Below are 24846 nucleotides of genomic sequence, written 5' to 3' on the forward strand. Positions count from 1 at the left end.
TCGCTTAACGAACTGTTTTTCTTCTGTTTTTAATATAATCTTCAAAAATGTATTCACCTAAGCCGGTAAGTGAACTGTAAAAAGCACGGCCACCATTTACTTCTGTAAAATCCCTTACAAATTGCTGCAGGTAAGGGTCTTTAGCAATCATAAATGTAGTAATCGGGATTTTTAACCTTTTACATTGACCAGCCATATTCAGTGTTTTGGAAATTACTTTGCGGTCTAATCCAATACTGTTTTTGTAATACCTGCCGTTTTCTTTTAAACAGGTAGGTTTACCATCGGTAATCATAAAAATTTGCTTGTTATGGGTTTTACGGCGACGTAAAAGATCAGTAGCCAGTTCCAATCCGGCCAGTGTATTGGTATGGTAAGGGCCAACCTGTAAATAGGGAAGGTCTTTTACCGTTATGGTCCAGGCATCGTTTCCAAAAACAACAATATCCAGTGTGTCTTTTGGATAACGTGTTTTAATCAGTTCTGCCAGCGCCATGGCTACCTTTTTAGCGGGGGTAATACGATCCTCTCCGTAAAGAATCATAGAATGGGAAATATCTATCATGAGTACGGTAGAAGTAAGGGTTTTATAATCCTTTTCTTCAACTTCCAGGTCACGCTCGGTTAAGGTGAAATTTCCAATGCCATGATTTACCTGCGCATTTTGTATAGAGGCCGTCATGTCTATTTGATCCAGACTGTCACCAAAAGAATATTCCCTGCGGTCTGCATTTTTCTCCTCGCCAATACCAGACTTATTACTGTTGTGGTTTCCCTTGCCTGCTTTTTTTAACTGGCCAAAAATTTCTTCCAGAGCAGATTTTCGGATGGTCTGTTCGGTCTTTGAAGTAATGCTGGTACTTCCATCCCGTGGGTCTTCCTTAATGTATCCTTTTTCTTTAAGGTCATTGATGAAATCTCCCATGCCATATTCATTCGTTGTGAGGTGATGCTGTTTGTCAAGCTGCGTCATCCAGTTCAGTGCTTCGCCTGCATCGCCTGCAGTATAGTTTAGCAATTGCATGAAAAGCTTAAGCAGGTCATCAAACCCACCAATTGGCTTATCATCGGGCAAAAAGTTAGAAAATTGGAAACCTCTCATAGAAATAGTATTAACGAATAATCAAAGCTAAAAGTTTGGGCCTGTAGTATTGTCAGTAAAGGCTAATTTTTCAATCAACTATTTCCAAACCTTACCTCTTTTTTTAAGTTTGTATAGTCTTAACCTTATATTAACATGAAGTTTGATCTTTCTCCAATAACCGTTGTAGATGATATTTCTAAAGCTGACTTTGAAAAGTATTATTTAAACGCCAGGAAGCCGCTAGTGATCAAGAATATGGCTAAAAATTGGCCTGCTTATAAGAAATGGACCTTAGATTATATGAAGGAGGTAATAGGCGATCAAGCCGTACCTTTATATGATAGTTCTAAAGCAGATCCATCTAAGCCTATTAATGCTTCTGCGGCAGAAATGAAGTTTGGAGATTATATAGACCTGATTAAGGAAACACCCACAGATTTGAGGATCTTTTTGTTTGATCCGATTAAGCATGCACCTAAGTTACTTGATGATTATATAGCGCCTAAAAACCTAATGGGAGGCTTTTTGGATAGCTATCCTAACATGTTTTTTGGAGGTAAGGGTTCTGTTACATTTTTACATTACGACATTGATCTTGCGCACATTTTTCATACGCATTTTAATGGACGTAAGCATGTTATTTTGTTTGAGAATAAATGGAAGGAAAGGTTATATCAAATTCCCTTTGCAACCTATGCGCTGGAAGATTATGATGTGGAGCAACCGGATTTTGATCGTTTCCCCGGACTGGCAGGTGTGAAGGGTACGGAGGTTTTTTTGGAGCACGGTGATACACTTTTTATGCCTACAGGATATTGGCACTGGATGAAATACCTTGATGGCTCTTTCTCCATTAGCCTGCGTGCCTGGGATAAGTCCTGGGCTGTAAAAGCAAAAAGTTTGTACAACCTTACATTGCAGCGCAAATTTGATGATTTTATGAAAGGTAATTTTAGGGAAGCATATATGAGCTGGAAAGAAAAGCTTGCCTATAAAAATGCCAATAAGGCACTGTCAAGAAATCTTCCTTTTTAATCTTCCTTTGTTAAAATAGGTGTATTTTGCAGCATGAAATATAAAGTTGTAGCCGTTGGAGAGATGTTGTGGGATGTTTTTAAAGGTGAGAAAAAGCCTGGTGGATCTTCAATGAACGTATCTCTTCATTTGCATAAGCAAGGTGTTGACACTGAATTTATCAGCGCAGTAGGGGATGACGCCTACGGAAAGGAACTACTTGGTTTTCTTGAAAGCCAGCAGCATAGTCTAAGATTAATCCAAACTCATCCAACATTACCCACCAGTACGGTAGAGGTCCATCTGGATGATCAGAATCAGGCAACTTATACCATTGTAGCGCCCGTGGCATGGGATGCAATAGCGCTTGCAGAGCAGGCAATATTGGAGGTGAAAAGTGCAGATGCTTTTGTTTATTGTAGCTTAACCTGCAGGAATGAAGAGAGCAGAACCACCATTCTTGAATTACTTAAGCATGCTAAGTTTAAAGTTTTTGATATTAACCTTAGACCCCCTTTTTATGAAATAGGGACTTTGAGGTTGCTGCTGGCAGCGGCAGATGTACTAAAAATTAATGAGGATGAGCTGGCTTATCTTTGTGCAGAGCTTGCGCTTAATGCAACTGATTTAAAACAGGCCTGTCTTGAACTTAGTACCATATTTGCTATTGAAACCATTTGCATAACGCTCGGTGATAAAGGTGCTATGGTATGGCAAGAGGGTCAAATTTTTAGGCATGAGGGATATAAAGTTCAGGTCGGAGATACTGTTGGTGCCGGAGATTCTTTCCTTGCCACCTACATTAGCAGCATATTAAAAGGATATACTGTTGAAGCTAGCCTAGATAGAGCTTGTACTGTTGGTGCCTTTGTTGCGTCGCAGCAGGGCGCTAACCCTGAGTATGACAATAGCGTTTATACCTTATACCATTAAAAAAAAGAAAAGGCCTGAATCTCTCCAGGCCTTTTCTTTTTTACATTCTTCTTAATATTCCCACAAACTTTGTTCGTAGTCAGAGATTGATTTTTTGATCTTTTCAGATTCAAAAAGCTTTCTAGGATCCTTTGGGTCTGTTTGGCCTAAAATTTCAACAATTGTTTTATTTGAAGGGTTGGTCTCTTTGATCACATTGCTGGCAAACAAACGTCTGATGAAAAAATCATCGAAAGTTAGTGTAGAAGCATCATTGCCAGGATTAACAATACGGAACTTATTTAGTAATTCTCTTGCATCCTCAAAATATACCCAAAATACAGGTTGCCAGTTACCTTCAACCATTTTCATAGGCGCAATTCCAACTATTCTGGGCTCAAAAATAGAGCGTTTGATATCCAAAATCCAGTCTTCCTTGATTCTATATTTCATAAATTCATCTGGCCTGAATCTTCTAAGTGTCGGTGCCGCAATTTTGCCATCAGCATCAGGTGCCCCTTCCGTAGTGCCTTGGGCACTTTGCAGTGCCTGATCTTTAGTATAAGCAATGCGGAAGGAATCGTTGTCTTCCAGTAGCCTTCCCTGAACGGTATCTTTAGGAGAATAAACTGTGAGCTCTTCGTTTCTAATTGCGTCAATTAGTACCTGAATCAGCTTTGAATTTTCAGCATTCAAAACGGAATTGATGGTGTCCCGCAAATCAATTTCACGCCAAACGCGTTTTGCATAATACACATCTTCTTCTCGTACATCTGCTAAAGGAACCAACACATTACTGTCTATATCTTTGCGCACAGAATAACCGTCTTTTGGAGGAGTTTTTATTTTTGGTTTTTTTATTGATGTAGCTGCAGCATCAAGGGCCATCTCTTTTGATGGTGCATCTGCTGTAACTGAAGGTACGGCTGCAGCAGGCTGTTTTTGAACAGCTTTGGCTGGCGCTGTCGTCCTTTTGCGGGTGGTCTTTTTAACCTGAGCAAATGAAGCACTGCATAGCAGTACCACAACCAATGTATATAAAACCTTTTTCATCTCTCTCTATTCTTATTATTTAAGCGCTCAATGTTTTCTTCAGCCTATTTTGCTGAAAACGTTATCCCATCCAAAACCTTGGACCTTCCATCCGGTCCTTCTACCACAATGTCTTTAAATATTACAGTGGCGCCTGGTTTTAGCGAGTTTAACGCACCTTTAACCTGTGCACCAAAGCTTCCTCCGGTATTGGGAATGGTTACCGCATCTGACCTCGGATTGATGAAGGTTACGGAGAATCTGATTACCCTATACTTAATGTCAAATACAAAATCTTCAAGTTCAGTTTCCATCTGACTGGCACTTTCCAATGTTTCCAATGGAATATTACCGCCAGATTTTCCTTTAACAAAAGCTTTTGGTGTAGGCAAGGCTTTTACCCTGAATTGCTGACTGCCTAGATTTAATGTTTTTCCGGCGCTGTTAGCAGATACGCTTACGTTTAATGTTTTGCCTATCTGGTCTCCGCCAACTACAACTGAATATTGTCCGCTACCAACTTTTTTAATAGAACCACCACTGATGCCGGCGTTTACACTTTCTAAAGGAAAGCCAGCTGCAGAAACGGAGAATGGGTTAGGAATGCCTGCATAAATTACATTCATTTTGTCTGGAGATACCGTTGCAGATGGCTTAGCTACCTGATAAGATTGCTCAGGGGTAGAATATTCTTTAACCTGTCCATCCGTCTGCTTAACGCGGATCATCCCTTTCCATTTAAACACGCCTACGCTTCCAGTACTTCCTGTATAAACACCTTTTCCGTCTTTTACTGATAACGGGCTTCCACCTACAAATATTTCAGGTGTAGACCTGGAATCACTTGCAGTTAAAAAAACCTGTGCAGTGTATGGCTGACCTTGAATAACATAAGATGAAGGTGCAACGGCAACAGCATCAAATTTATCAAGGTTTACCATCGCCTTATCCATGTTCCCGAAAAGTTTTTTTACAATTTCGGCTTCGGCATTCTTAGTGTCTGCCTGAATCCGGGTTAGAATGGTATTAGCCGCAGTTAAAGGGGTGCCTTCACCAAAGTTAATATCCTCCCATTTTTTCTTTCCATCTAAAGATTTTTCTGCGTCTTTAGCTTCAAGCGAGAAGGTAACAGATTTACGATCTTCTGCAGGTAGTAACGAAATTAGCTTCTCGCGGGTTTCGTTGATCTTAGACTTTAGTTTTTCACCTTCTTTCTGATTGATCATGATGCCCTGAGCAATATCCTGGTTGGCACGCTCTACCAAATCACCAGTTTCAGGATCAATTCCATTTCCAGCGGTAGAAAACTTTGCTTTAAGTCCGTCGATATAAGTGGTTAACTCATCTGCATAGCTTTTTGCTTTGTTGGCACTTTCCCATATCGGCTGTGCCCTTGCAGGTTCTTCTTTTAGTTTTGTATTTTGAAATGCAGAAAATAATTGGTCAATACTTGTATTTACGTTTGTTTTAGAAGTTTCAAAAGTATCATTGATATTTTTGAAAGCATTTAAAATGGTATCTGAAACGTTTAATGCAAGCATAGCCAGCAATACCAAATACATGATATTGATCATCTTCTGCCTAGTTGTTTCTTTTCCTCCGGCCATTGTGCTAGTTCGTTAATTTATAAATTTATACTAGACAAATTATACACGTGGCTGATTCATGGCTGATAACATATTGCCATAAATAGCATTTAATGAAGATAAGTTTTTAGCCAGTTTGCCTACCTCTTCCTTAAACTGTTTAGAATCTTCCATAGATTCATTAAAGTTGTTCATGGTTAAAGATAAGTTCTGGTAAAATTTATTCATTGATTTAAGGTGCGCACTTGAATCCTGTAATTCCAATTCATATACTGCGTTTAATGCCGATAGATTTCTAGCCAAAGCAGTAACCTGGGTATGGTAAGCTTCAGAATCAATATTGGTATTTCCCATTTCAGCCAGCTGTGCAGTAGCTTTTCCAAATGCTACGTTCAGGTTGTCAAAACTTGTAGAGGCAGTCTTTATTTTACCTGTAAATTCTGATGTTGCAGTAGATACATCTGCAACTTCAGAAATAGCAGCCACTTTATCGCTAAAAGTACGAAGTCCGCTACCAAGGCTTTCAATAAGTTCAGGACCAATTTTAGCGTCTGTTAACATTTTATCAAGAGATCCGGTTGAGGATGCAGCTGCAACTACAGGTCTTGCAGAAGCTTTAGGTAATTCACCATCAAAATCTTCTCTTAATTCTGGGTATACACGTTCCCAGGCTGGATCTGGTGCAGGTGGGAAAAAGCCTGTCAAAGCGAATAAAAACGCTTCTACGCCCAATCCGGCTCCGATCATATAGTTACCCCAAATACCACCAAGGTGTAGGATTTTAAATAATGCGCCCAAGATTACAATACTTGCGCCAAGAGATATGGCTAAGTGTAAAGAGTCAATTTTTTTTTTAGCTGCCATGATATTCAAAGATGTTTAAGGGTAAGGTTGTTAATTTTATTAGTTTCTGTAGTTGATGTCTGTGCCCGGGTAAGCAGATACGCATCGGAAACCGATGTAAGATCTGGATTGATCCTGGTATTCATAAGTACCAACAGAATTTTGAAGGAAAAAGCCAATGTCTTTCCAAGAGCCACCTCTTACTACTTTACGCTTCAGGTATTTGCTGTCTGAGGTTTTGGCAACATAAGTAAAGTTAGGATTAAAGTCAAGCAATAGGGGGGCTGCTGACTGGTTGTAAGCGGTAACAGTCCATTCAGCTACGTTACCTGCCATATTGTATAATCCATAGTCGTTCGGGAAATAAGAACGTACGTTAACCGTATATAAACCGCCATCGTCAGAATAATTACCTCTGCCTACTTTAAAGTTGGCCTGCATACAACCCTTTGTGTTACGTACGTAAGGACCGCCCCAAGGATATTTTGTTTTTACGTTTCCGCCTCTGGCAGCATATTCAAACTGTGCTTCTGTTGGTAAATCGTATTCTGGTCTAGAATTTATTGGTAATTTTCTGGAAGCTGCTACAGACTCGTAAAAACGGGTACGCCATACACAAAAAGCCTTTGCCTGATCCCAGCTTACGCCAACAACGGGATAATTATCATAAGAAGGGTGGTTAAAATAAGTTTTAACCATAGGGTCGTTTTGCGAATAAGAATAATCTACTTTCCAGACCATGGTATCCGGGTATACACTTACAGAAGGAAATTCGTTCGGTTTAGTTGGGTCTGGAGAATCTACATAGCTTTCAATAAAATCCTTGCGGTTTTTAGTGGGGTCTTTTCTGCCAGCAGCTGCCAGGTCAAGACTTACAATGCTATAGGAGTATCTAAGCTTCCTTACATCTATTTCTTTCCTTCCTGGTAATGCATCATCGCCGGTGTAATACATATCGGCCAGTTTAGCAGCATATCCACCTTTTTTATTGCTCCAAAGTACAGAGCCGTTGCCCACTTTGCGCCAGTCTATATTTCTGTTGGAAGTTAAAGTTGCTCCACCTGCGGTAGTAGGGGCTTTTGTATATAAACCAGGCGCCCCGGTTGGGCCAAGCATGGTTACAGCGATAGAATCTTTCACCCATTGTACAAATTGACGGTACTCGGCATTTGAAATTTCTGTTTGATCCATGTAAAATGAAGTAAAAGACTTCATTGCAGAAGGAGCACTCTGGCCATTTTCAATATCCTCATCAGACATACCGATAAGGGTACGGCCTGGTGGAATATAAACCATGCCTAAAGGTATTCGGTTGCTTTTAAATTTCTTACTGTATACGCCAACCAATTCTCCCTGCCCGCCTTTCCCACAACTGGAAAACAGTGCTGTTAAAATGACAAAACCAAATAAGTATATTCTTCTCATATCTATTGAGACAATTTTATCAAATAAGATCGATAAAAACAATTAATTTATCACAATAATCAATAGCCGGATAAATTTGAACAAAAAGAATAAAAACCTTTGTTGTTTCCGTTATTTGTTGGATTTCTTAATGTAGTTTTCGATAGCCATAATCATTGAGGGTGCCTCAGGCGAAGGTGCTGCAATGTCTACGATTAAACCTTTGTCTGTAACAGCCTTATGTGTATTTAATCCAAACGCTGCAATCCGTGTTTTGTTTTGAGCAAAGTCAGGGAAATTGGTGTAAAGTGATTGAATACTAGAGGGACTGAAAAAGCCAATGATATCATAAAATACCTCAGCAAGATCAGAAAGGTCACTTACAACGGTTTTAAACAGTACAGCAGGGGTAACATTATAGCCATTTTTTTGAAGGAAATTCATCGTGTCTTCTGTCGCAACATCAGAACAAGGATAAATAAATTTCTCGCCCGCATGTTTTTTTAATACCTCAGCGAGGTCGGCTGCGGTTTGCTTTCCAAAGAAGATTTTACGTTTTCTATACTGAATATACTTTTGTAGGTATAGTGCAGTAGATTCAGAGATGCAAAAATATTTTAGATCTGCAGGAACTTCATACCTCATTTCTTCACTAATCCTGAAAAAATGATCTACTGCATTTCTGCTAGTGAAAACTACAGCTGTAAATTCAGATAAATTTACTTTGTCTTTTCTAAAGTCCCTTGCAGGCACCCCTTCTACATGAATAAAAGACCGGAAATCTATTTTTACATTGTACTTTTTGGCCAAATCAAAATAAGGCGACTTCTCTGTTTCAGGTTTTGGCAACGTGATTAAAATGCTTTTTACCTTGTTTAACCGATTTTCTGTGTTTTCTTGCATTACCTAATTTTTCCGCTTTATAGTCCTATTACCTTGATTAATATCAAAATAGGGCATATTTCGAGGGCACAAAAGTATAAAAATAAATAGACTTTTGAAAACCTGTGGTGAGATAAAATGTTTACACCCGCTCTAATAAATTGAAAAGCAAATATTATGGCCAATACCACAACGGAGATAGCGATATAGTATATGCCATATTTTAAAGGAGATAAGGCAAAAGCGACCACCAACGGAATAAATAAGAGCGAAATGTTAAAATAACTCAAATATAATATTGAAATATACTCGTGTACCGGTTTTTGTATGTTAAAAATGTAGCCAAGCATTCTAAGCAATAAGATTTTGAAGGCATATAAAACAATGATAATAACAGACATACTAAACAGCAAACGAAAGCCATTATCTAAGTAGCCTATTCCATAATATTGCGAAGTGAGATAAATGAACATTCCTATGGTAAAGCCAAACTGTATAAACAGCAATAAAAAAGGCCAGGATGTAAATAAATTATCCTCCTTGTTCAGGTTGTTCAGAATTCTATCACTAAAAAATGCCTGTACAATGGTTTGTAATTGCCTGGAGAAGGAGTTTTTTAGTATGGCAAACAGCAGAAGCAATACGCCCACAAAGGCAAGCACCCAAACTTGCCCTTTTGCTATAGGTGTGCCGGTTTTATATAAACTTTCTTTTTTCTTTTTGTTGTAGATGGTATACCAGGGTTCGCCTGAAGGTCGGCTGTATACTTTCGCCTTCATAATGCTATCCATAATCATGGTGCTGCTTAATAGCGAATCAGGAATAATCCAGGTATGCGCAATAATGGAATCTGTTACAATCTTTTGCCTTGCTTTAAAAGCAGAGTCACGAGCCTTCCTATAACTGTAAGGCGTTTTCACTACTGTATCCACAGGTACCGTAAGTTCCTGGGCATGGAGTAATATATTTGTGAATAGGAGTAAAAAGGTGAGCACATACCTCATTCTGCAAAACTAAGGTATTAATTGAACAATTCCAGTAAATCCTTTTTGGAAAGGCGCTTCAGGATATCCGTATCTGTTTTAATTAAATCGTTCACCAGTTCTTTTTTGGTCTCCTGCAGTTTCATGATTTTTTCTTCAATTGTATCAGGACAAATCAGACGTACAGCAACCACATTTTTCTGTTGCCCAATCCGGTAACTCCTGTCTATGGCCTGGTTCTCTACTGCGGGGTTCCACCACGGATCAACCAGGTAAACGTAATCTGCCTCTGTAAGGTTAAGCCCCATTCCCCCGGCTTTCAAGCTGATTAAAAAGACCCGTATACCAGCATCGTCCTGGAAGGAGTTTACTACCCGTGCCCTGTTTTGCGTTTGCCCGGTCAGGTACTCAAAAGCAATTCCACGGTGTCGTAGTTGTACCCTTATTAGATCCAGCATACCTACAAATTGCGAGAAAATAAGGATTTTGTGGTTTGGTGATTTGCTTTCAATTTGCTCCAGGAGTACCTCCATTTTTGACGAGGCATTGCCATAAAAACGATCATCTTTCAACAGCTCGGCAGAATTACATATTTGCCGCAGCCGGGTTATGCCCTGTAAGATGTGCATGCTGCTCTTTTTCAACTCATCTTCTAAAGTGCCCTCAATATAGTCTTTTATGTCCTGCACTTCGGCTTCATAAACCTCGCGCTGTTCCGTTCCCATTTCGCAATAAATAACCATCTCTGTCTTATCCGGAAGTTCTTTTGCCACCTGTTCTTTGGTGCGACGTAAGATAAAAGGACTGATCTTTTTTTGAAGTTCCTTGGCAGGCCTGCTCTCTTTAAACTGATCAATGGGTACGGCATATAATTCTTTAAACTGTTGCCTGCTGCCCAATAAACCCGGACAAGCAAAAGAAAGCTGGCCATATAAATCGTAAGTACTGTTCTCTATAGGGGTCCCGGTAAGTACCACCCTGTTGCGCGATTGCAATAGACGAACCGATTTATAGCGCTGTGAATCGGGGTTTTTAATGGTCTGTGATTCGTCTAAAAACACGTAGTTAAAACGGTATAATTTTAGAAAGCGAATATCTGCCAGTAAAGTTCCATAAGAAGTAAGCACAATTTCATAGGCGTCAAAGTCCTGGACATTCTTAATCCTGTCTGCACCATAAATGGTATGGATGCTAATGGAAGGTGCAAACTTAGCAACTTCTGCCTGCCAGTTAAAAATAAGCGAAGCAGGAACTACAATCAGGTTTGTATTTTGGTGCCCCTTATTTCGCTGGCTCAAAATAAAAGCGATAATCTGGATGGTTTTCCCCAAGCCCATATCATCAGCTAAACAGGCGCCAAAGTTAAACCCATCCAGGAAATTAAGCCAGTTCAACCCCTCTTGCTGGTACCCTCTCAATTCTGCATTCAATCCTTCAGGTACTGGAACGGGTAAAATTTGTTCGGGCCCAGAAAGCTTACCCTGGTAAATAGCCAGTTGATCTTTTACAGATTCGTCCAGCAAATGCTCATCATACAACTCGGCAATACTGTTGTAATTTATTTTATGGGTATGCAAACTGTCTTCCACCAATTCAGCAGCATTAAAATAATCCGTAAATTTTCTCATCCATTCGTCAGGCAAAATGCCCATAGTACCATCGTCGAGCTTTATAAATTTGCTTTTATTACGAATAGATTTGTGCAGGTGTTTTAAAGAAATCGCTTCTCCATTGTAGGCTACTTTAACCGAAGTTTCAAACCAGTCTATGCCACTGATCACCTTAATAGAAATAGTGGGTTTATGCTGGCTCAGATTATTATTGTTGAGCTTGTTAAAGCCCATTACGATAATTCCCTTGCTCCTCCATGCCTCAAAGGCATTTAAAAACCATTCGGGTTCTAAAAAATGATTTCGGTGCATATAAAAGTAGTCAGCCGTAATACCATCTGCTAGTTGTTCCTCAAAATAAGGGTGCTGTTTGGCAATATTACCTATAAAATGCAATTCCTCCTCCTCATTACGGCGCAGGGTAAACGTTGTTCCGTACTTATCTTTTGCAATGATTTGCTTTTTAGAAAGTATAGGGATTTCTGTATTGCTGTACCGTATCACCGGTGTTAAAAGCACAAAATCTTCTGATTCGGAAAGGTAAATGAGTTGTTCATTCTCCAGGTCAAATCCTTGCTCTTCTTTTTGCGTTTTGGTAGCCGGTTTTAAATAAGCATAATTGATCTTTATCTTTTCTTCCAGGTTAGAAAGTATGGTGGTGTAAAATTCATCGAACTTAGACTGATGAACGAGCATTTTGTCGTAATGCTTTTTAAAAAAATCTATTGCCCTTAAAAAATCAGGATTGTCTATCAGATGCCAGTTGCGGTCCAGCTGAATAAAATAATGATGTTTTACCTGCAAATCTTCCAGAGGATAAGATTCCCCCTCCAGTAACAGTTTTCCAGAAACTTCGTAAAATTCCCCCCGTTGGTTTACCGATAGGATTAAATCTATTCCAAGAATCTTAAGCTTAATGGGTACAATGGAATTTGCGTTAATGTTGGCTGATATCTCTGCATCATGTGTATATATGTCCAAGCCCAAAGGGTTCTTTGCCAAGGCTTTTAAGCCCTCCAGGTCAGAACTTGAGGCTTCTGCATTATAGTTGTTTTGAAATTTTAGCACGCCACTTAGAAACTTCAGTTCCGAAGTATTCTCTGCTTTCCAAATCAGGTCTGAAGGATCCACTGCAGTTAAAGGATTTTTAACCTTGCCATCCTTAGTTTCTACCGCCTGGTACAAACCGATTGTTAGATGACTATAATATCGGTGCTGACTAAACACAACAATCGTTTTTACGCCTTTTTTAAGCAGGCCATTTATAGGCAGCAAACCATCGCTGTTAGTAAACAGGGCTTGTCCCGCTTCTTCTTTTGTGTGCCTGTTTATCGCAAAAAGCTCTTTAACCTTCGGACTAATCAAGGTATCACTTTTATTATATTTCAACTCAAAATGCAAATCCAGATCCGGCTCCACTTCCAGGCCATAATCTTTAGCAACTTGCTTCATTTTATCCCGCCTAAGCTTTGCATCAAAAAATACCCTCAGCTCATCACGGTTCATGATGTTAAATAGCGCCTGCGCACTGTGGTCACAAAGTTTCTTGCTTTCCTGTCCGCAAGTACAGCTCATTACCAATGTTTGCCCTGCAAGCACTACCGCAACGTCAAAAACTTTTGCCCCGGCAGAAGGTACCGGAAATAATGCTTTATTAAGCTCAATTGATTCGGGCTTCAAATCATAAAAGCCCTTAACTCCCGTATCCACAGCATCCGCACAGTGTTTTAAGATAAAAATACCGTTCAGTAAAGAAGCTTTAAACTCGTGGATAATATAATCAGACATTAAATAAGATAGATGCAGTTTCAAATATACGAGATTCAGCTTCATTCTAAAACCGATATCCATTACTGAATTTGCGAAGTGGAGCCGTAATAACTTGTCTCAGTTATGGATGTGGTTTAGGCATAAAAGGTTAAGGTTTGTTAAATAGTTGTCTTCAGATTGGCAGCGGAGCCTTTAGCTTGTACTTTTGGGCATATGCTTTTACGATCTTTCCAATTCACTGTTTTTTTAGCATTGCTCATCAACGTCTGCCTTGCACAAGATGAGCTTCCTGCCAAGGAAACGACATCCAATAAAATTTACTTCGAATTTAAGCCAGTATCAGGAGTGATTATCAAGGCGGGTGCAAAGGATACTGCATTTTATGATCTGGATGAAGCACTGGGGTTCCACCAAAATATGCTTCGTTTTATTGTCGCGTAACCAAAGATAGCATCGCAGTTTCTTTACCTTATGCCAATGCATCTTTTTCCCGCTCAGTAAACCGGGAGCACCCGGGAATTAATTTCAGCTCCAGAATATACAGCTTTGATTTGCTTTCAGAAAGCGAAGACAACTATAAGATAACTGTTCAAACAAAAGACTTGGTTCTCAATAATTATGTGCTTATTTTTATTGTTAAAGGAAGATCTGTATTTTGCATGGTAAAGAATAAAAGAATTGGAATGATCGGCTTTTTTGGTACACTAAAAAAGATTTGATACACTCGTTTTTATGCTAAGGACTTAGTTATTATCGTTCATCAAGACTTAAACCTTACCTTTGCCAAATGTCTGGCATCTATATCCACATCCCTTTTTGTAAAAAAGCATGTACCTATTGCGATTTTCACTTTAGTACCTCACTAAAGTATGCTGCGGAGATGACGGATGCCATTTGTAAAGAGCTTATCTTAAAAAAGGATAGAATTACAGATCAGGTGGGCACAATTTACTTCGGTGGTGGAACACCATCTGTATTGCCATCGCCATATCTGAATAAAATATTTGATACCCTTACCCAACATTTTTCCATTGCCTCTGATGCGGAGATTACCATAGAAACTAATCCTGATGATCTGGACGCAAAGAAAATAGGAGAGTTGCGACAGATGCCTGTCAACAGGTTTAGCATCGGTACGCAATCCTTTTTTGATGAAGATCTGCGATGGATGAACCGCGCGCACAATTCTAATGAGGCAGAAGACTGTATTAAAAGGAGCCAGGATGCCGGTTTTGAAAACCTGAGTATAGATTTGATTTATGGCTACTCCTTACTGACCAATGAAAAATGGTTAAAGAACATTCAAAAAGCCATAGAACTGCAAACCCCGCATATTTCTGCTTACTCCCTAACGGTAGAGCCAAAAACCATACTGGCCAGTAACATTAAAAGAGGAAAAGACATCCCCATTAACGATGAGCAAAGTGCAGATCAGTTTCAAACGCTGATTGCAAAACTTACAGGAGCCGGCTTCGAACATTATGAAATCTCTAACTTAAGCCTGCCAGGAAAATATGCTGTGCACAATACCAACTATTGGAGAGGTATACCTTATCTTGGGATAGGTCCATCAGCACATGGTTTTGATGGAACAAACCGCTATCATAATGTTGCAAATAATGCACTTTATTTGCAACAATTGGATAATGGTAAACTGGCAGAGACGGTGGAAGAGTTGAGTAATCTGGATCGTTTCAACGAATATATTATGACTTCGTTGCGCACCATGTGGGGTACAGACCTCTACAAAATTGCAGAAACTTATGGCAAAACTTATCTGGAAGAAACTTTGTACAACAGTAAAACCTTTATTGAACGCAATTGGTTAATTTGCCAAAATGATAAACTTACCCTAACCCAGGAAGGGAAGCTTTTTGCAGATCACATCGCTTCAGAGTTGTTTCTTATTGAAGATCGTGAGCACTAAAATGTGCTAGCAGTGTTTTTACCTGCGCCTTATTTAATATTTGCATCAGCTCTTGTTCTGTAGCTTCTTTAATTTTCTTAACCGATTTGAAATGGCGCAGTAATTTATCTGCCGTAGTTTTGCCAATGCCAGCAATGTCTTCCAATTCCGTTTTAAGCGTCCCTTGATCCCGTTTCTTCCTGTGGAAGGTAATTCCAAACCTGTGTGCTTCATCACGCAATTGCTGAATTACCTTCAGCGTTTCTGACTTCTTATCCAGATACAAAGGATAACTATCCCCAGGGTAAAACAATTCTTCCAGCCTTTTTGCAATCCCAATCACTGTAAGCTGTTTGTCAATCCCCAATAATTTTAAGCTCTTCATAGCAGAAGAAAGCTGCCCTTTGCCACCATCAATGATCACAAGTTGAGGTAATGGCTGGTCCTCTTCCAGCATACGCTTATAACGACGGTAAACAGCTTCCTCCATGGTGGCAAAATCATTTGGCCCTTCAACAGTTTTAACGTTAAAATGCCGGTAGTCTTTTTTAGAAGGTTTGGCGTCCTTAAAAACCACAATAGCCGATACAGGGTATTTTCCCTGAAAGTTAGAGTTGTCAAAACACTCAATATGCTGCGGCAGTTTGGTTAAGCGTAAGTCCTTTTGCATTTGAGTAAGGATACGTTCAGAACGCAAATCAGGATTGAGCTTTTCGTATTGGTTTAGCTTTTCCTTTCTAAAAAACAAGACGTTTTTTTGCGATAAATCAAGGAGGCTCTTTTTTTCACCTAATTTAGGTACGGTAAATTTTAGTGTAGGATCGGTCAGGGTAATTTCAAATGGAACAATGATCTCTTTAGAAGTACTGTTAAATCTGGTCCTGAATTCAGTAATGGCTATCGTTAACAGTTCCTCATCAGTTTCGTCCAGCCGTTTTTTGATTTCTATAGTTTGCGTTTGGATGATGCTTCCGTTCATGATTTTCAAGTAATTCACAAAGGCATAGCGGTCATCAGAGGCAATACTTACCACATCTACATTGGTAATAGAGCTGTTTACAACGGTAGATTTACTTTGGTATTTTTCCAGTACAAGTAACTTGCGCTGATACTGGTGGGCATGTTCAAAATTAAGCTCCTCGGCAGCAGTTTTAATTACCTGTTTTACCTCCCGGATCACATTACCGATTTTGCCGTTTAGGATATCTTTAATTTCTTCAATATTATGATCGTAATCATTCAAACTCTGATAAGCCTGACATGGTCCCTTGCAATTACCAATCTGGTATTCCAGGCATACCTTAAATTTACCTTCCGCAATATTTTTCGGTAAAAGAGGTAGGTTACAGGTACGCAATGGATAAGTTTCCTTAATGAGGTCCAGAATGGTGTGCATCATGCCTACAGAAGCATAGGGCCCAAAATAAGTTGAACCGTCTTTAACCAGTTTACGTGTCCAGTATAGACGTGGAAAAGGTTCTTTTTTAATGATAATCCAGGGATAAGTTTTATCATCCTTGAGCATGATGTTGTAACGTGGCTGATGTTTTTTAATCAGGCTGTTTTCCAATAGCCAGGCATCAATCTCGGTATCAACAATGGTAAAGGTGATTTTCCTGATTTTAGAAACCAGTACCCTGGTTTTGCCATTCATCTGATTGTCCTGGTTAAAATAAGATCCAACCCGATTACGAAGGCTTTTTGCCTTACCAATATAAATCAGCGTATCATCGGCGTCCCAGAACTGGTATACACCAGGATTCTGCGGAACATCGGCCAATGCCTTTTTATAGTCGAACGCACTCATTTAAACCTGGGATTAAAACCCTAACTTCTGGTCCAGTTCTGTAGTATCCTGTTGCTGCTGTTGGTACTTGTCACAATCGTAAACAATAGAAGTTCCGTTTTTAGGTGCTTCAAAATCGCCTTTGCTGATCTTAATTTTCGGATTGGCATAGACCCTTTTCATAAAACCAGCAAATATTGGAAGGGCCATATTGGCACCTGCTCCTTCACCGGTACTTAAAAAGTGGAATGCACGGTCTTCGCAACCGGTCCAAACACCAGCAACCAACTGAGGGGTTATGCCCATAAACCAACCATCAGAGTTATTCTGGGTAGTTCCTGTTTTTCCGCCAACCGGGGTGCGGATTCCATATTTATAACTTAAGCGGGAAGCCGTACCATTTTTTACTACACCTTCCAGCATTCTGGTCATGATGTACGCAACATCTTCACTCATGGCCGATACCACTCTTGGCTTCTTATCATACAAAACCACCCCGTTTTTGTCCTCAATGCGCATAATATAAGTTGGCTCTGTCCAAATTCCTTTATTGGCAAATACGCCATAAGCTCCAACCATATCAAAAATACTGGCATCAAAAGAGCCCAGACAAATGGAAGGGTAGGCGGGTACTTCTGATGTAATGCCCATCTTCTTTGCGAGGGTTGCTACAGCAGTAGGGCCTACTTGTTTCATTAAATAGGCTACCACATAGTTTTGCGAATAGGCCAGGGCTTTTTGTAAAGTAATAGGCCCCGGAATGGTTCCTGATGAAGCAGGTGTGTATGGCGGACTGCCCGGCACTTCAATGGTAACCGGTTCATTAGCCACTGTAAAACAAGGAGAATAATCATTCTCAATAGCTACAGCATAGGTAAAAGGTTTAGCTGTTGATCCTACCTGACGTTTTCCCATTTTAACCTGGTCATATTTAAAATGTTCAAAGTTAATACCACCAACCCAGGCTTTAATGAAACCAGTTTGCGGATCCATTGCCATCATTGCGTTACGCAATAACATTTTGTAATATTTTACCGAGTCAATAGGTTTCATTAGCGTATCTACGTTACCCTTCCAGGTAAAAATAGACATCTCGGTAGGGGTATTAAAATCAGCTTTAATTTCCTCTTCAGATTTACCCTGTGCTTCAAGTTCCTTATAGCGGTCAGACCGTTTTACACCTTGCGCAATCTGTAGTTCTTTTCCTTTGTAAGGATTCCGGCCTTTCCAGCTGGCATTAAACTGCTGTTGCAGGGTTTTCATATATTCCTTTTGTGCAGCTTCAGCATATACCTGCATGTCGTAGTCAATAGTTGTAATTACTCTTAGCCCATCTCTGTCCAGGTCATAAGGTGTCCCATCAGCTTTTAGAATAGAGTGCTCCTGAAAAATATGCTTAATGTCAGCCTTCAAAACTGTCCTGAAATAAGGCGCAATTCCTTCATTAACAGTCGCGGCATTAAACTTTAACCCCAGGGGTTTTCCTTGCTCCTGGTCAAATTGCTCTTGTGTAATGGCTTCAGACTTTACCATCATGGCCATTACGGTATTTCTCCGTGTTAAAGAACGCTCTGGGTTTCGGGTAGGAGAGTAACGGGTAATCCCTTTCTGCAAACCAACCAAAGTGGCCGCTTGCGTTAGGTTTAAACGATCTGGTGTGGTATTAAAATAAACCCTTGCAGCAGATTTAATACCATAAGCCTGGTTTCCAAAATCTACCGTATTCAGGTACATGGTGATAATCTCTTCCTTTGTATAGTTACGCTCCAGTTTTACCGCAATAATCCATTCCTGAAATTTTTGTAACAAGCGTTTTAAAAAATTCTTTTGTCTGCCTTCTTCAGAAAACATGTTCAATGCCAGCTGTTGGGTAATGGTACTCCCACCTTGCTTTTTGCCAATAAGGTTATAGAATAAAATGGTAAAAGTTCTTCTAAAGTCTATACCAGAATGATCCATAAATCTGGCATCTTCAGTAGAGATTAAGGCATCAATTACATTTTTTGAAATCTGCGGATAGGTAACGTTAGATCTGTTTTGGATAAAATAGGTTCCTAATGGTCGTCCGTCTTCACAAAGAATTTCGGTAGCCTGATTACTTTTAGGATGCTCTATATAATGAAAAGATGGCAGTTGACCAAAAAGACCAAAGCCTACGGCAATTATAAAGAGGGCAAAACATACAATGCCTCCAATCAATACCTTCCAGAGTAGTAGGTTGTATCGTTTTATATCGGCTGGTAAAAGTGGCTGGCTCATTATTAATAATTGTTTTTGTAAAATTCTATATACTGATCTATCAGCATTCTGCTGTTCAGTTTGTCAAAGTTCTCTTTGCTAATGATAAAACTCTTGTAAATGTTTTCAGGAACCTTCATAATTTGTTTTAACCGGGGAGTGATCCCATATGCATACGCTTTTGCGTCTTCAAAATTACTAAAGTTTCCTACGTAAATTAACTGATCGTCGTCAAATTCTGTCAATTGATGTCTCAGGTCAGCCTCAGGGAAATTACCGCGGTTAAATTGTCCAATACCAAAACGAGATGAGCTTAATGTTAAACTAGCATCAGCTACATCAACCACAAAATACCAGGTTCCAGATGCTGCGGTACTAAATATACTATGGGCTTTTACTGGTTTCTCTGCTGCTATAGGTTCCTTAACTGCAACAACAGGCACTTTATCAACCACAACCGGAGTTACTGTTTTAACAACCGGTGCTACTGGTGCAACAACAGCGGTAACAGGTGCTTTAGGCAGTGTTAGGGCTGCAGGTGGCTTGGTTACAAAGCGTGGTTCATTCCCATCAAAATCCATGAGCGCTATACGACGGCTTTTAAATTCCTGCAAATGGGCCTCAATATAGCTAAGGTGTTCTTTAACCAGGGGCACAATCAGCTGGTCATTTGCAAAGCGCGTGGTAATACTTTTAAATGCAATAAGCAAGCTGTCTATATAACTCGTTCGGCCAATGGCAATGGCCTTTAGGTAGGCAAACTGTGGCGAAAGCGTATTGTCTGCGCTGGTACTCAAAACTTCATTTGCAGAAGCAACAACCTTCTGGTAATCCCTTTTCTCATAATCAGCAAATACCTCATTATATTTTTTAATGGCAGCCGCATCCAAAGCAGATTGCTTTAATGAAAAAGATGGGTCAGTAATCGTACTGGCATAAATACTGCCAGGAAAGCGGGATAAAACTACTTCTTTATACCCATTGGCTTTTGCCGCGTCTTTATCTTTATAGTCAAGGTAGAGTGTATAGTTTATGGCGGCCAGGTATTTATTATCAGGATAGCGTTCCAGGATCAATTGATAAATCCGGATGGCTTCGGCTGTTTCATTTAACTCTTGCTGGTAAAAATTTGCGATCTCAAAATAAGCATCGATGATTTTGTCATTAGAGGCAGAAAGCAATTCTGGCGTAAGAGGAAGCGCCTCATTATACTTTTTAATTAAATTAAGGTTGTCCGCAGTCGATGCGCTATCACCCGAAACTGCTGGCAGGCCATCACTATTTAATGCCGCAACATTTTGCGTATTGGTTTGACCGGATTTGCGGATGCTTTGTCTCCAGTTGTCCTCCAACTTGCGATTTCCCCATTTCTTCTTGAAGTCTGTATACCCTTTGCTAATGGCCGTTGTATTGCTAAAATAGAAAGTCCCGGAAGTTTGACTGGTATTTTTATCTGTATTGTTATTTAAGAAAGGATTGTTAACAGCTTCCCTGACAGGTATTGTATTTACAGTTGCCACGGGTTGAACAGCCGGGGTAAACATCAGTTCAATTCTGCGGTTGCGCTCAGTTTCCGGCAGTTTAACCAGCATTTGCATGGTATCCTGTGTGGCTATAGTTTCGTAGCGCGTGGTTAAATATTCTAAGTTTTGTCCTTTTTTTAAAATCAGGTCATATCCCGGATAATTCAAAGGCAGGGTGTTAACTGTGCTGTCGTAATATGCCTTTGCTTTCAGGTATTTACGTAAATACTTAAAGTTTAAATCGGCAATCTTAAGGTAAGATAAGCCCTTTTGGTATTGATTTTTAGTACTGTTGCTAACCGAGAGCTGATAGTATTTTTCTGCGTTGGGGTAATCGTTGTCATCCAGGTAACTTTCGGCTATCTGGTAATAAATCTGATCCGTATAATCGTCATTTTTATCGTCCTTTAATAAAGCCGCCAGTTGCTGTTTGCGGTTAATTTTCTCGCCGTTCAATAAGGCGTTTATTTTTATCCTGTTTAGGTTGGCATTAAAATACAGCTCAAAGCTCGCGTTGCTGTTCTGGACTTTTCTATAATTCTTTAAAGCTTGTTCATAGTTTTTTTGATCTTCATAAAGCTGTGCCAGGATATACGTCCAGCGCATTTTATATTTGTTGCCACCGGCCTTTTTAACAGCTTCTTCCAGATAAGCAATGGCCTCTTTATCCTGATGCAGATTGATGTCCATTTGGGCAAAAGTAGCCAATGGTTCGGCAGGGACTTTCTTTGCAACTTCCAGTTCAAGATTTAAAGTGTCCAAAACCACAGAAGCACTTTTGAGGTCGTTACGTTGCATTAAACTTCGGGCTTTCCAGTCCAGTGCCTCGATAAAATTGGGCGTTCCTTTTTTAAAGTTCTTAATAATGTAATCAAAATACTCCGTAGCAATAAAGTAATTACCCTTAAAAAACTGCGCCTTTCCTAACAATAAATAAGCATCATCAATATAATTGCTGTAGCTCTTATCTGCAATAATGGCTTGTGCTTTTGTAATCACAAGATCAAGCTCTTTGCTGTCAACAGGCGGATTAACAGGTTCCTTGGCAGCGGCGTTAAATTTTTCGGGCGTAACATAAAGCTGTAACACCTGGTTGTAATTATCTGCATAAACATCAAGCAGCTGGGCTTCATAATCATTTAAAATAACCCTTGAATTGTAAATGTAGTTGTAACGTGCGGTGAGATTTTGCATGCCGCGGCTCATAGCCGTGTCTTTCTGAGAACCACAGGCGTATAGTACAGTTATGCCTAGACAAATATACAGTGCTTTAAAAAGAGGGTTCAGAAGATTGTTCAATGATATTGAGTTAATGTTTGTACCAGTTCAATTGTATGCAAAATACGGTATTCAGCACTCAAATCTAAGCAAAATAGCGCTCATTATTCAATAGCATGAATTAAGAACAAGCTGAACATGCAGTAAGATTGCCTAACCGACAGGCTTTAGCTGCCGTTTGTTCAGTATCATTTTCCATTCAAAAAATCCAAATATGGCAACTATAAATAAAATAACAGTTAGCAGGGCGTACATGGGTAGATTTTTATGAACCAGAAGAGGAATAGCAAACAGGTTAGAGACATTCAGGAAAATCCAGTTTTCAATTTTACGCCTTGCCAACAACCACATTCCCGCCCATGCAGTAGCCGATACGAAGGCATCCCATACAATTACGTCAGAATCTGTATAAAGCCTTAATACGGTATACAATACCGCAAATCCCACCATACAGATTAAAAAAGCAAGGCCCAGTTCCTTCCCGTTGCTCCTGGAAATGGCCAATGGAGGCTCGCCTTTTCGCTTTTTCCAGACTATCCAACCATATGCACTCATCACCAGGTAGTAGCCATTTAATAACGTTTCTGCGTAAAGTTTCACATCCAGCAAAATAAACATAGAAAGGGTTACAGAAATAATTCCTGTAGGGTAAAGCCAGATGTTATTTTTCTTTGCCAGTATCACTTCAGAAACGCCAAAGCCTACAGCAAGCCATTCTATTAGCCCTGTTTGTCCAATCTGCGAGCTGAATAACTCGTACCACTCTTTAATGCTCATTATACTTCTTAATTTTACTAATTTCCTAACCAGCATTATCTGGTCAAGGTTCTGCGGGTGTGATCTCAGCCTGATAGTAAGGCACCCCGTGTATGAAATTACTGGCTAAAGTAAGAAAAATTGAGATTGATTTCGCACCTTTAAAAAAATGTCATAAAAAAACTGTGTATGAAATTTAACTATTTATTGATGATTGCAGTTGTGGCGACGGCAACCTCGTCCTGCAATAACAAAACAGAGAAAGTAACAGGTGATGCTTCCCGGCGGACTGTCTTTTTTGACAAGTCGGCCATGGATACTACTGTACGGCCGGGAGATGATTTTTTCGGCTATGCCAGTGGTGCATGGTTAAAAAAAGCAGAAATCCCCGCCTCAGAAACAGGATGGGGTTCGTTTTATACCTTGTTTAACGATAATCAACAAAGCCTTCATAGCATTTTAGAAGATATGACTAAAAAGGAGCATGATAAAGGTAGCAACGAGCAAAAGATAGCTGATCTATACCTGAGCGGCATGGATACGCTGGCCATAGAGAAACTGGGTTACGAACCAATTAAACCTTTGCTGGCCAAGATCAGTGCGATAAAAGATCATAAAGAACTGGTAAAGATTGCGGCAGATGGTTTTAAAGAAGGTGATGGCTTTTTATTTGGTTTTTATGTGGGGCCAGACGATAAAAATAGCACCAGGAATATGGCGCAATTTAGCCAGAGTGGTTTGGGCTTGCCAAATCGTGATTATTATTTTAAAACTGATGAGGCAACAAAAAATATCAGGGCTGCTTATGTAGCTTATATTACTAGATTATTTACACTTACAGGTGTAGATGCAGTAACAGCGGCTAAAAACGCAGCAGGGATTTTAAGCCTGGAAACAGCGTTAGCAAAATCTCACTCTACACCAGTAGAATTGCGTGATCCGGTAAAGAATTACAATAAGTTTGCTTTTGCAACGCTTCAGGAACAAATGCCCGACGTAGATTTAAAAGATGTCTTTAAACGAATGGAAATCAATGCCGATACCGTATTGGTTGGTCAGCCTAAATATTATAAAGCGTTAAATACCTTACTTACAACACAGCCCCTGGAAGCCTGGAAAACCAAACTTAGTTTTGAATCCATTAATGACGCAGCACCTGCCTTAAGCAAAGCCTTCAGAGATGCCAATTTTGAGTTTTATGGCAAAGTGCTAAACGGACAAAAACAGCAAAAGGAAAGATGGAAAACCATGTTAAGTAAAGTTGATGGCGGTTTAGGGGAATTGCTTGGACAGTTTTACGTAGAGAAATATTTTACGCCGGATGCTAAAAAGCGAATGAAAGATTTGGTAGACAACCTCCAAAATGTATATAAAGATCGCATTGAAAAACTGGACTGGATGAGTGCAGAGACTAAGCAGAAGGCATTGGCCAAGCTTGCTGCATTTACCAAAAAAATAGGCTATCCCGACAAGTGGAAAAAATACAATGATGTGTCCATCTCCAGAGATGCATACTACAAAAACCTGCAGTCAGTGGCCAGGCACAATTATAAAGAAATGGTTGATAAAGTAGGCAAGCCGGTAGATAAAACAGAATGGGGGATGACACCTCCAACCGTTAATGCATACTATAATCCAAGTTTTAATGAAATTGTATTTCCTGCCGGAATATTACAATTCCCTTTCTTTGATAAAGATGCAGATGATGCTGTGAATTATGGGGCTATCGGCGCTGTAATCGGGCATGAAATGACCCACGGATTTGATGATCAAGGAAGTCAGTATGATAAAGACGGGAATCTTAAAGTATGGTGGACAAGTGCAGATGCCGCTAAATTTAAAACCAAAACAAGTGCCGTGGCTGCACAATATGATAAATTTACGGTGCTGGACAATCAGCATGTAAACGGAAAACTTACCCTGGGAGAGAACCTTGCAGATATTGGTGGGGTGGCTATTGCCTACCAGGCCTTTAAAAATACAGCACAAGGTAAAGGCAATACAAAAATTGATGGCTTTACACCAGATCAGCGTTTCTTTCTGGGTTTTGCGCAGGTATGGCGCATAAAACTTAGGGACGAAAAGTTAAGGATGCAGGTAAATACAGATCCGCATTCCCCTGCAATTTTCCGTGTCAACGGTTCATTGTCTAATACCGATGCCTGGTATAAGGCGTTTGACATCAAGCCTGGAGATAAATTGTACCGTCCTGAAACAGAACGTGCAAAAATCTGGTAAT

18 protein-coding genes and 1 riboswitch are annotated in these 24846 nt (G+C 39.8%); of the genes, 6 read left to right on the forward strand and 12 right to left on the reverse strand.

The annotated features are described in order from the left end of the window. Positions 1 to 4: 4 nt before the first annotated feature. Positions 5 to 1102: a VWA domain-containing protein gene (locus tag LPB86_RS05725; protein WP_230641750.1), complete on the reverse strand. Its 1098-nt coding sequence runs from the start codon at positions 1100 to 1102 to the stop codon at positions 5 to 7. 135 nt (positions 1103 to 1237) lie between these two features. Here LPB86_RS05725 and LPB86_RS05730 point away from each other — a divergent pair, with 135 nt between their 5' ends. Both LPB86_RS05730 and LPB86_RS05735 read left to right on the forward strand, forming a co-directional pair. Then, on the forward strand, positions 1238 to 2119 hold the full coding sequence (locus LPB86_RS05730; RefSeq protein WP_230641752.1) for a cupin-like domain-containing protein: 882 nt from the start codon (positions 1238 to 1240) through the stop codon (positions 2117 to 2119). A 33-nt stretch (positions 2120 to 2152) separates the two neighbouring features. Further along, entirely contained in the window at positions 2153 to 3031 is an 879-nt protein-coding gene (locus LPB86_RS05735) for a carbohydrate kinase (protein WP_230641754.1), read from the forward strand. 51 nt (positions 3032 to 3082) lie between these two features. Here the strand turns inward: LPB86_RS05735 and gldN are convergent, their stop codons facing one another. The 7 genes from gldN to LPB86_RS05770 form a co-directional block, all read right to left on the reverse strand. Beyond that, positions 3083 to 4063, reverse strand: coding sequence for a gliding motility protein GldN (gldN, locus tag LPB86_RS05740; RefSeq protein ID WP_230641756.1), 981 nt, complete (start codon positions 4061 to 4063; stop codon positions 3083 to 3085). 44 nt (positions 4064 to 4107) lie between these two features. Next, on the reverse strand, positions 4108 to 5649 hold the full coding sequence (gene gldM / locus LPB86_RS05745) for a gliding motility protein GldM (protein ID WP_230641758.1): 1542 nt from the start codon (positions 5647 to 5649) through the stop codon (positions 4108 to 4110). Between the two features lie 39 nt (positions 5650 to 5688). Beyond that, complete coding sequence (gldL, locus tag LPB86_RS05750; protein WP_230641760.1) at positions 5689 to 6492, reverse strand: gliding motility protein GldL; 804 nt, start codon at positions 6490 to 6492, stop codon at positions 5689 to 5691. Between the two features lie 39 nt (positions 6493 to 6531). Next, positions 6532 to 7896: an SUMF1/EgtB/PvdO family nonheme iron enzyme gene (locus tag LPB86_RS05755; protein ID WP_230641761.1), complete on the reverse strand. Its 1365-nt coding sequence runs from the start codon at positions 7894 to 7896 to the stop codon at positions 6532 to 6534. A 111-nt stretch (positions 7897 to 8007) separates the two neighbouring features. Next, entirely contained in the window at positions 8008 to 8778 is a 771-nt protein-coding gene (locus LPB86_RS05760) for a uroporphyrinogen-III synthase (protein ID WP_230641763.1), read from the reverse strand. A gap of 17 nt (positions 8779 to 8795) precedes the next feature. Continuing rightward, positions 8796 to 9761, reverse strand: a complete 966-nt coding sequence (locus LPB86_RS05765) for a DUF4271 domain-containing protein (protein ID WP_230641765.1) — start codon at positions 9759 to 9761, stop codon at positions 8796 to 8798. Positions 9762 to 9778: 17 nt separating this feature from the next. After that, positions 9779 to 13138, reverse strand: a complete 3360-nt coding sequence (locus LPB86_RS05770; protein WP_230641767.1) for a DEAD/DEAH box helicase — start codon at positions 13136 to 13138, stop codon at positions 9779 to 9781. 159 nt (positions 13139 to 13297) lie between these two features. On the opposite strand from LPB86_RS05770, the gene LPB86_RS05775 reads away from it, so the two are divergent. The 3 genes from LPB86_RS05775 to hemW all read left to right on the forward strand — a co-directional run bounded on the left by LPB86_RS05775 (position 13298) and on the right by hemW (position 15047). After that, the gene (locus tag LPB86_RS05775) at positions 13298 to 13561 is read left to right on the forward strand and encodes a hypothetical protein (RefSeq protein WP_230641769.1); all 264 of its coding nucleotides are present in this window, start codon (positions 13298 to 13300) and stop codon (positions 13559 to 13561) included. Between the two features lie 11 nt (positions 13562 to 13572). Then, entirely contained in the window at positions 13573 to 13839 is a 267-nt protein-coding gene (locus LPB86_RS20945; RefSeq protein WP_370632813.1) for a hypothetical protein, read from the forward strand. A 68-nt stretch (positions 13840 to 13907) separates the two neighbouring features. After that, positions 13908 to 15047, forward strand: a complete 1140-nt coding sequence (gene hemW, locus LPB86_RS05780) for a radical SAM family heme chaperone HemW (RefSeq protein WP_230641770.1) — start codon at positions 13908 to 13910, stop codon at positions 15045 to 15047. Here the strand turns inward: hemW and uvrC are convergent. The 4 genes from uvrC to pnuC all read right to left on the reverse strand — a co-directional run bounded on the left by uvrC (position 15025) and on the right by pnuC (position 22628). Beyond that, positions 15025 to 16833, reverse strand: coding sequence for an excinuclease ABC subunit UvrC (gene uvrC, locus LPB86_RS05785; protein ID WP_230641772.1), 1809 nt, complete (start codon positions 16831 to 16833; stop codon positions 15025 to 15027). The two genes, hemW and uvrC, sit on opposite strands and share 23 nt — an antisense overlap. Before the next feature lie 12 nt (positions 16834 to 16845). Then, on the reverse strand, positions 16846 to 19071 hold the full coding sequence (locus tag LPB86_RS05790; protein WP_230641774.1) for a transglycosylase domain-containing protein: 2226 nt from the start codon (positions 19069 to 19071) through the stop codon (positions 16846 to 16848). A 2-nt stretch (positions 19072 to 19073) separates the two neighbouring features. After that, on the reverse strand, positions 19074 to 21767 hold the full coding sequence (locus LPB86_RS05795) for a tetratricopeptide repeat protein (RefSeq protein ID WP_230641776.1): 2694 nt from the start codon (positions 21765 to 21767) through the stop codon (positions 19074 to 19076). 237 nt (positions 21768 to 22004) lie between these two features. Further along, a complete protein-coding gene (pnuC, locus tag LPB86_RS05800; RefSeq protein ID WP_230641778.1) occupies positions 22005 to 22628 on the reverse strand; it encodes a nicotinamide riboside transporter PnuC in 624 nt (207 codons plus the stop codon). A 4-nt stretch (positions 22629 to 22632) separates the two neighbouring features. Next, positions 22633 to 22727, reverse strand: a riboswitch (TPP riboswitch). 69 nt (positions 22728 to 22796) lie between these two features. Between pnuC and LPB86_RS05805 the strand changes: the two genes are divergently transcribed. Further along, positions 22797 to 24845 (forward strand): M13 family metallopeptidase, encoded by a 2049-nt coding sequence (locus LPB86_RS05805; protein WP_230641780.1) that lies wholly within the window; start codon positions 22797 to 22799, stop codon positions 24843 to 24845. The last annotated feature ends 1 nt before the right edge of the window (position 24846 follow it).

This window comes from Pedobacter sp. MC2016-14 (assembly GCF_020991475.1).
Classification (GTDB): Bacteria; Bacteroidota; Bacteroidia; order Sphingobacteriales; family Sphingobacteriaceae; genus Pedobacter.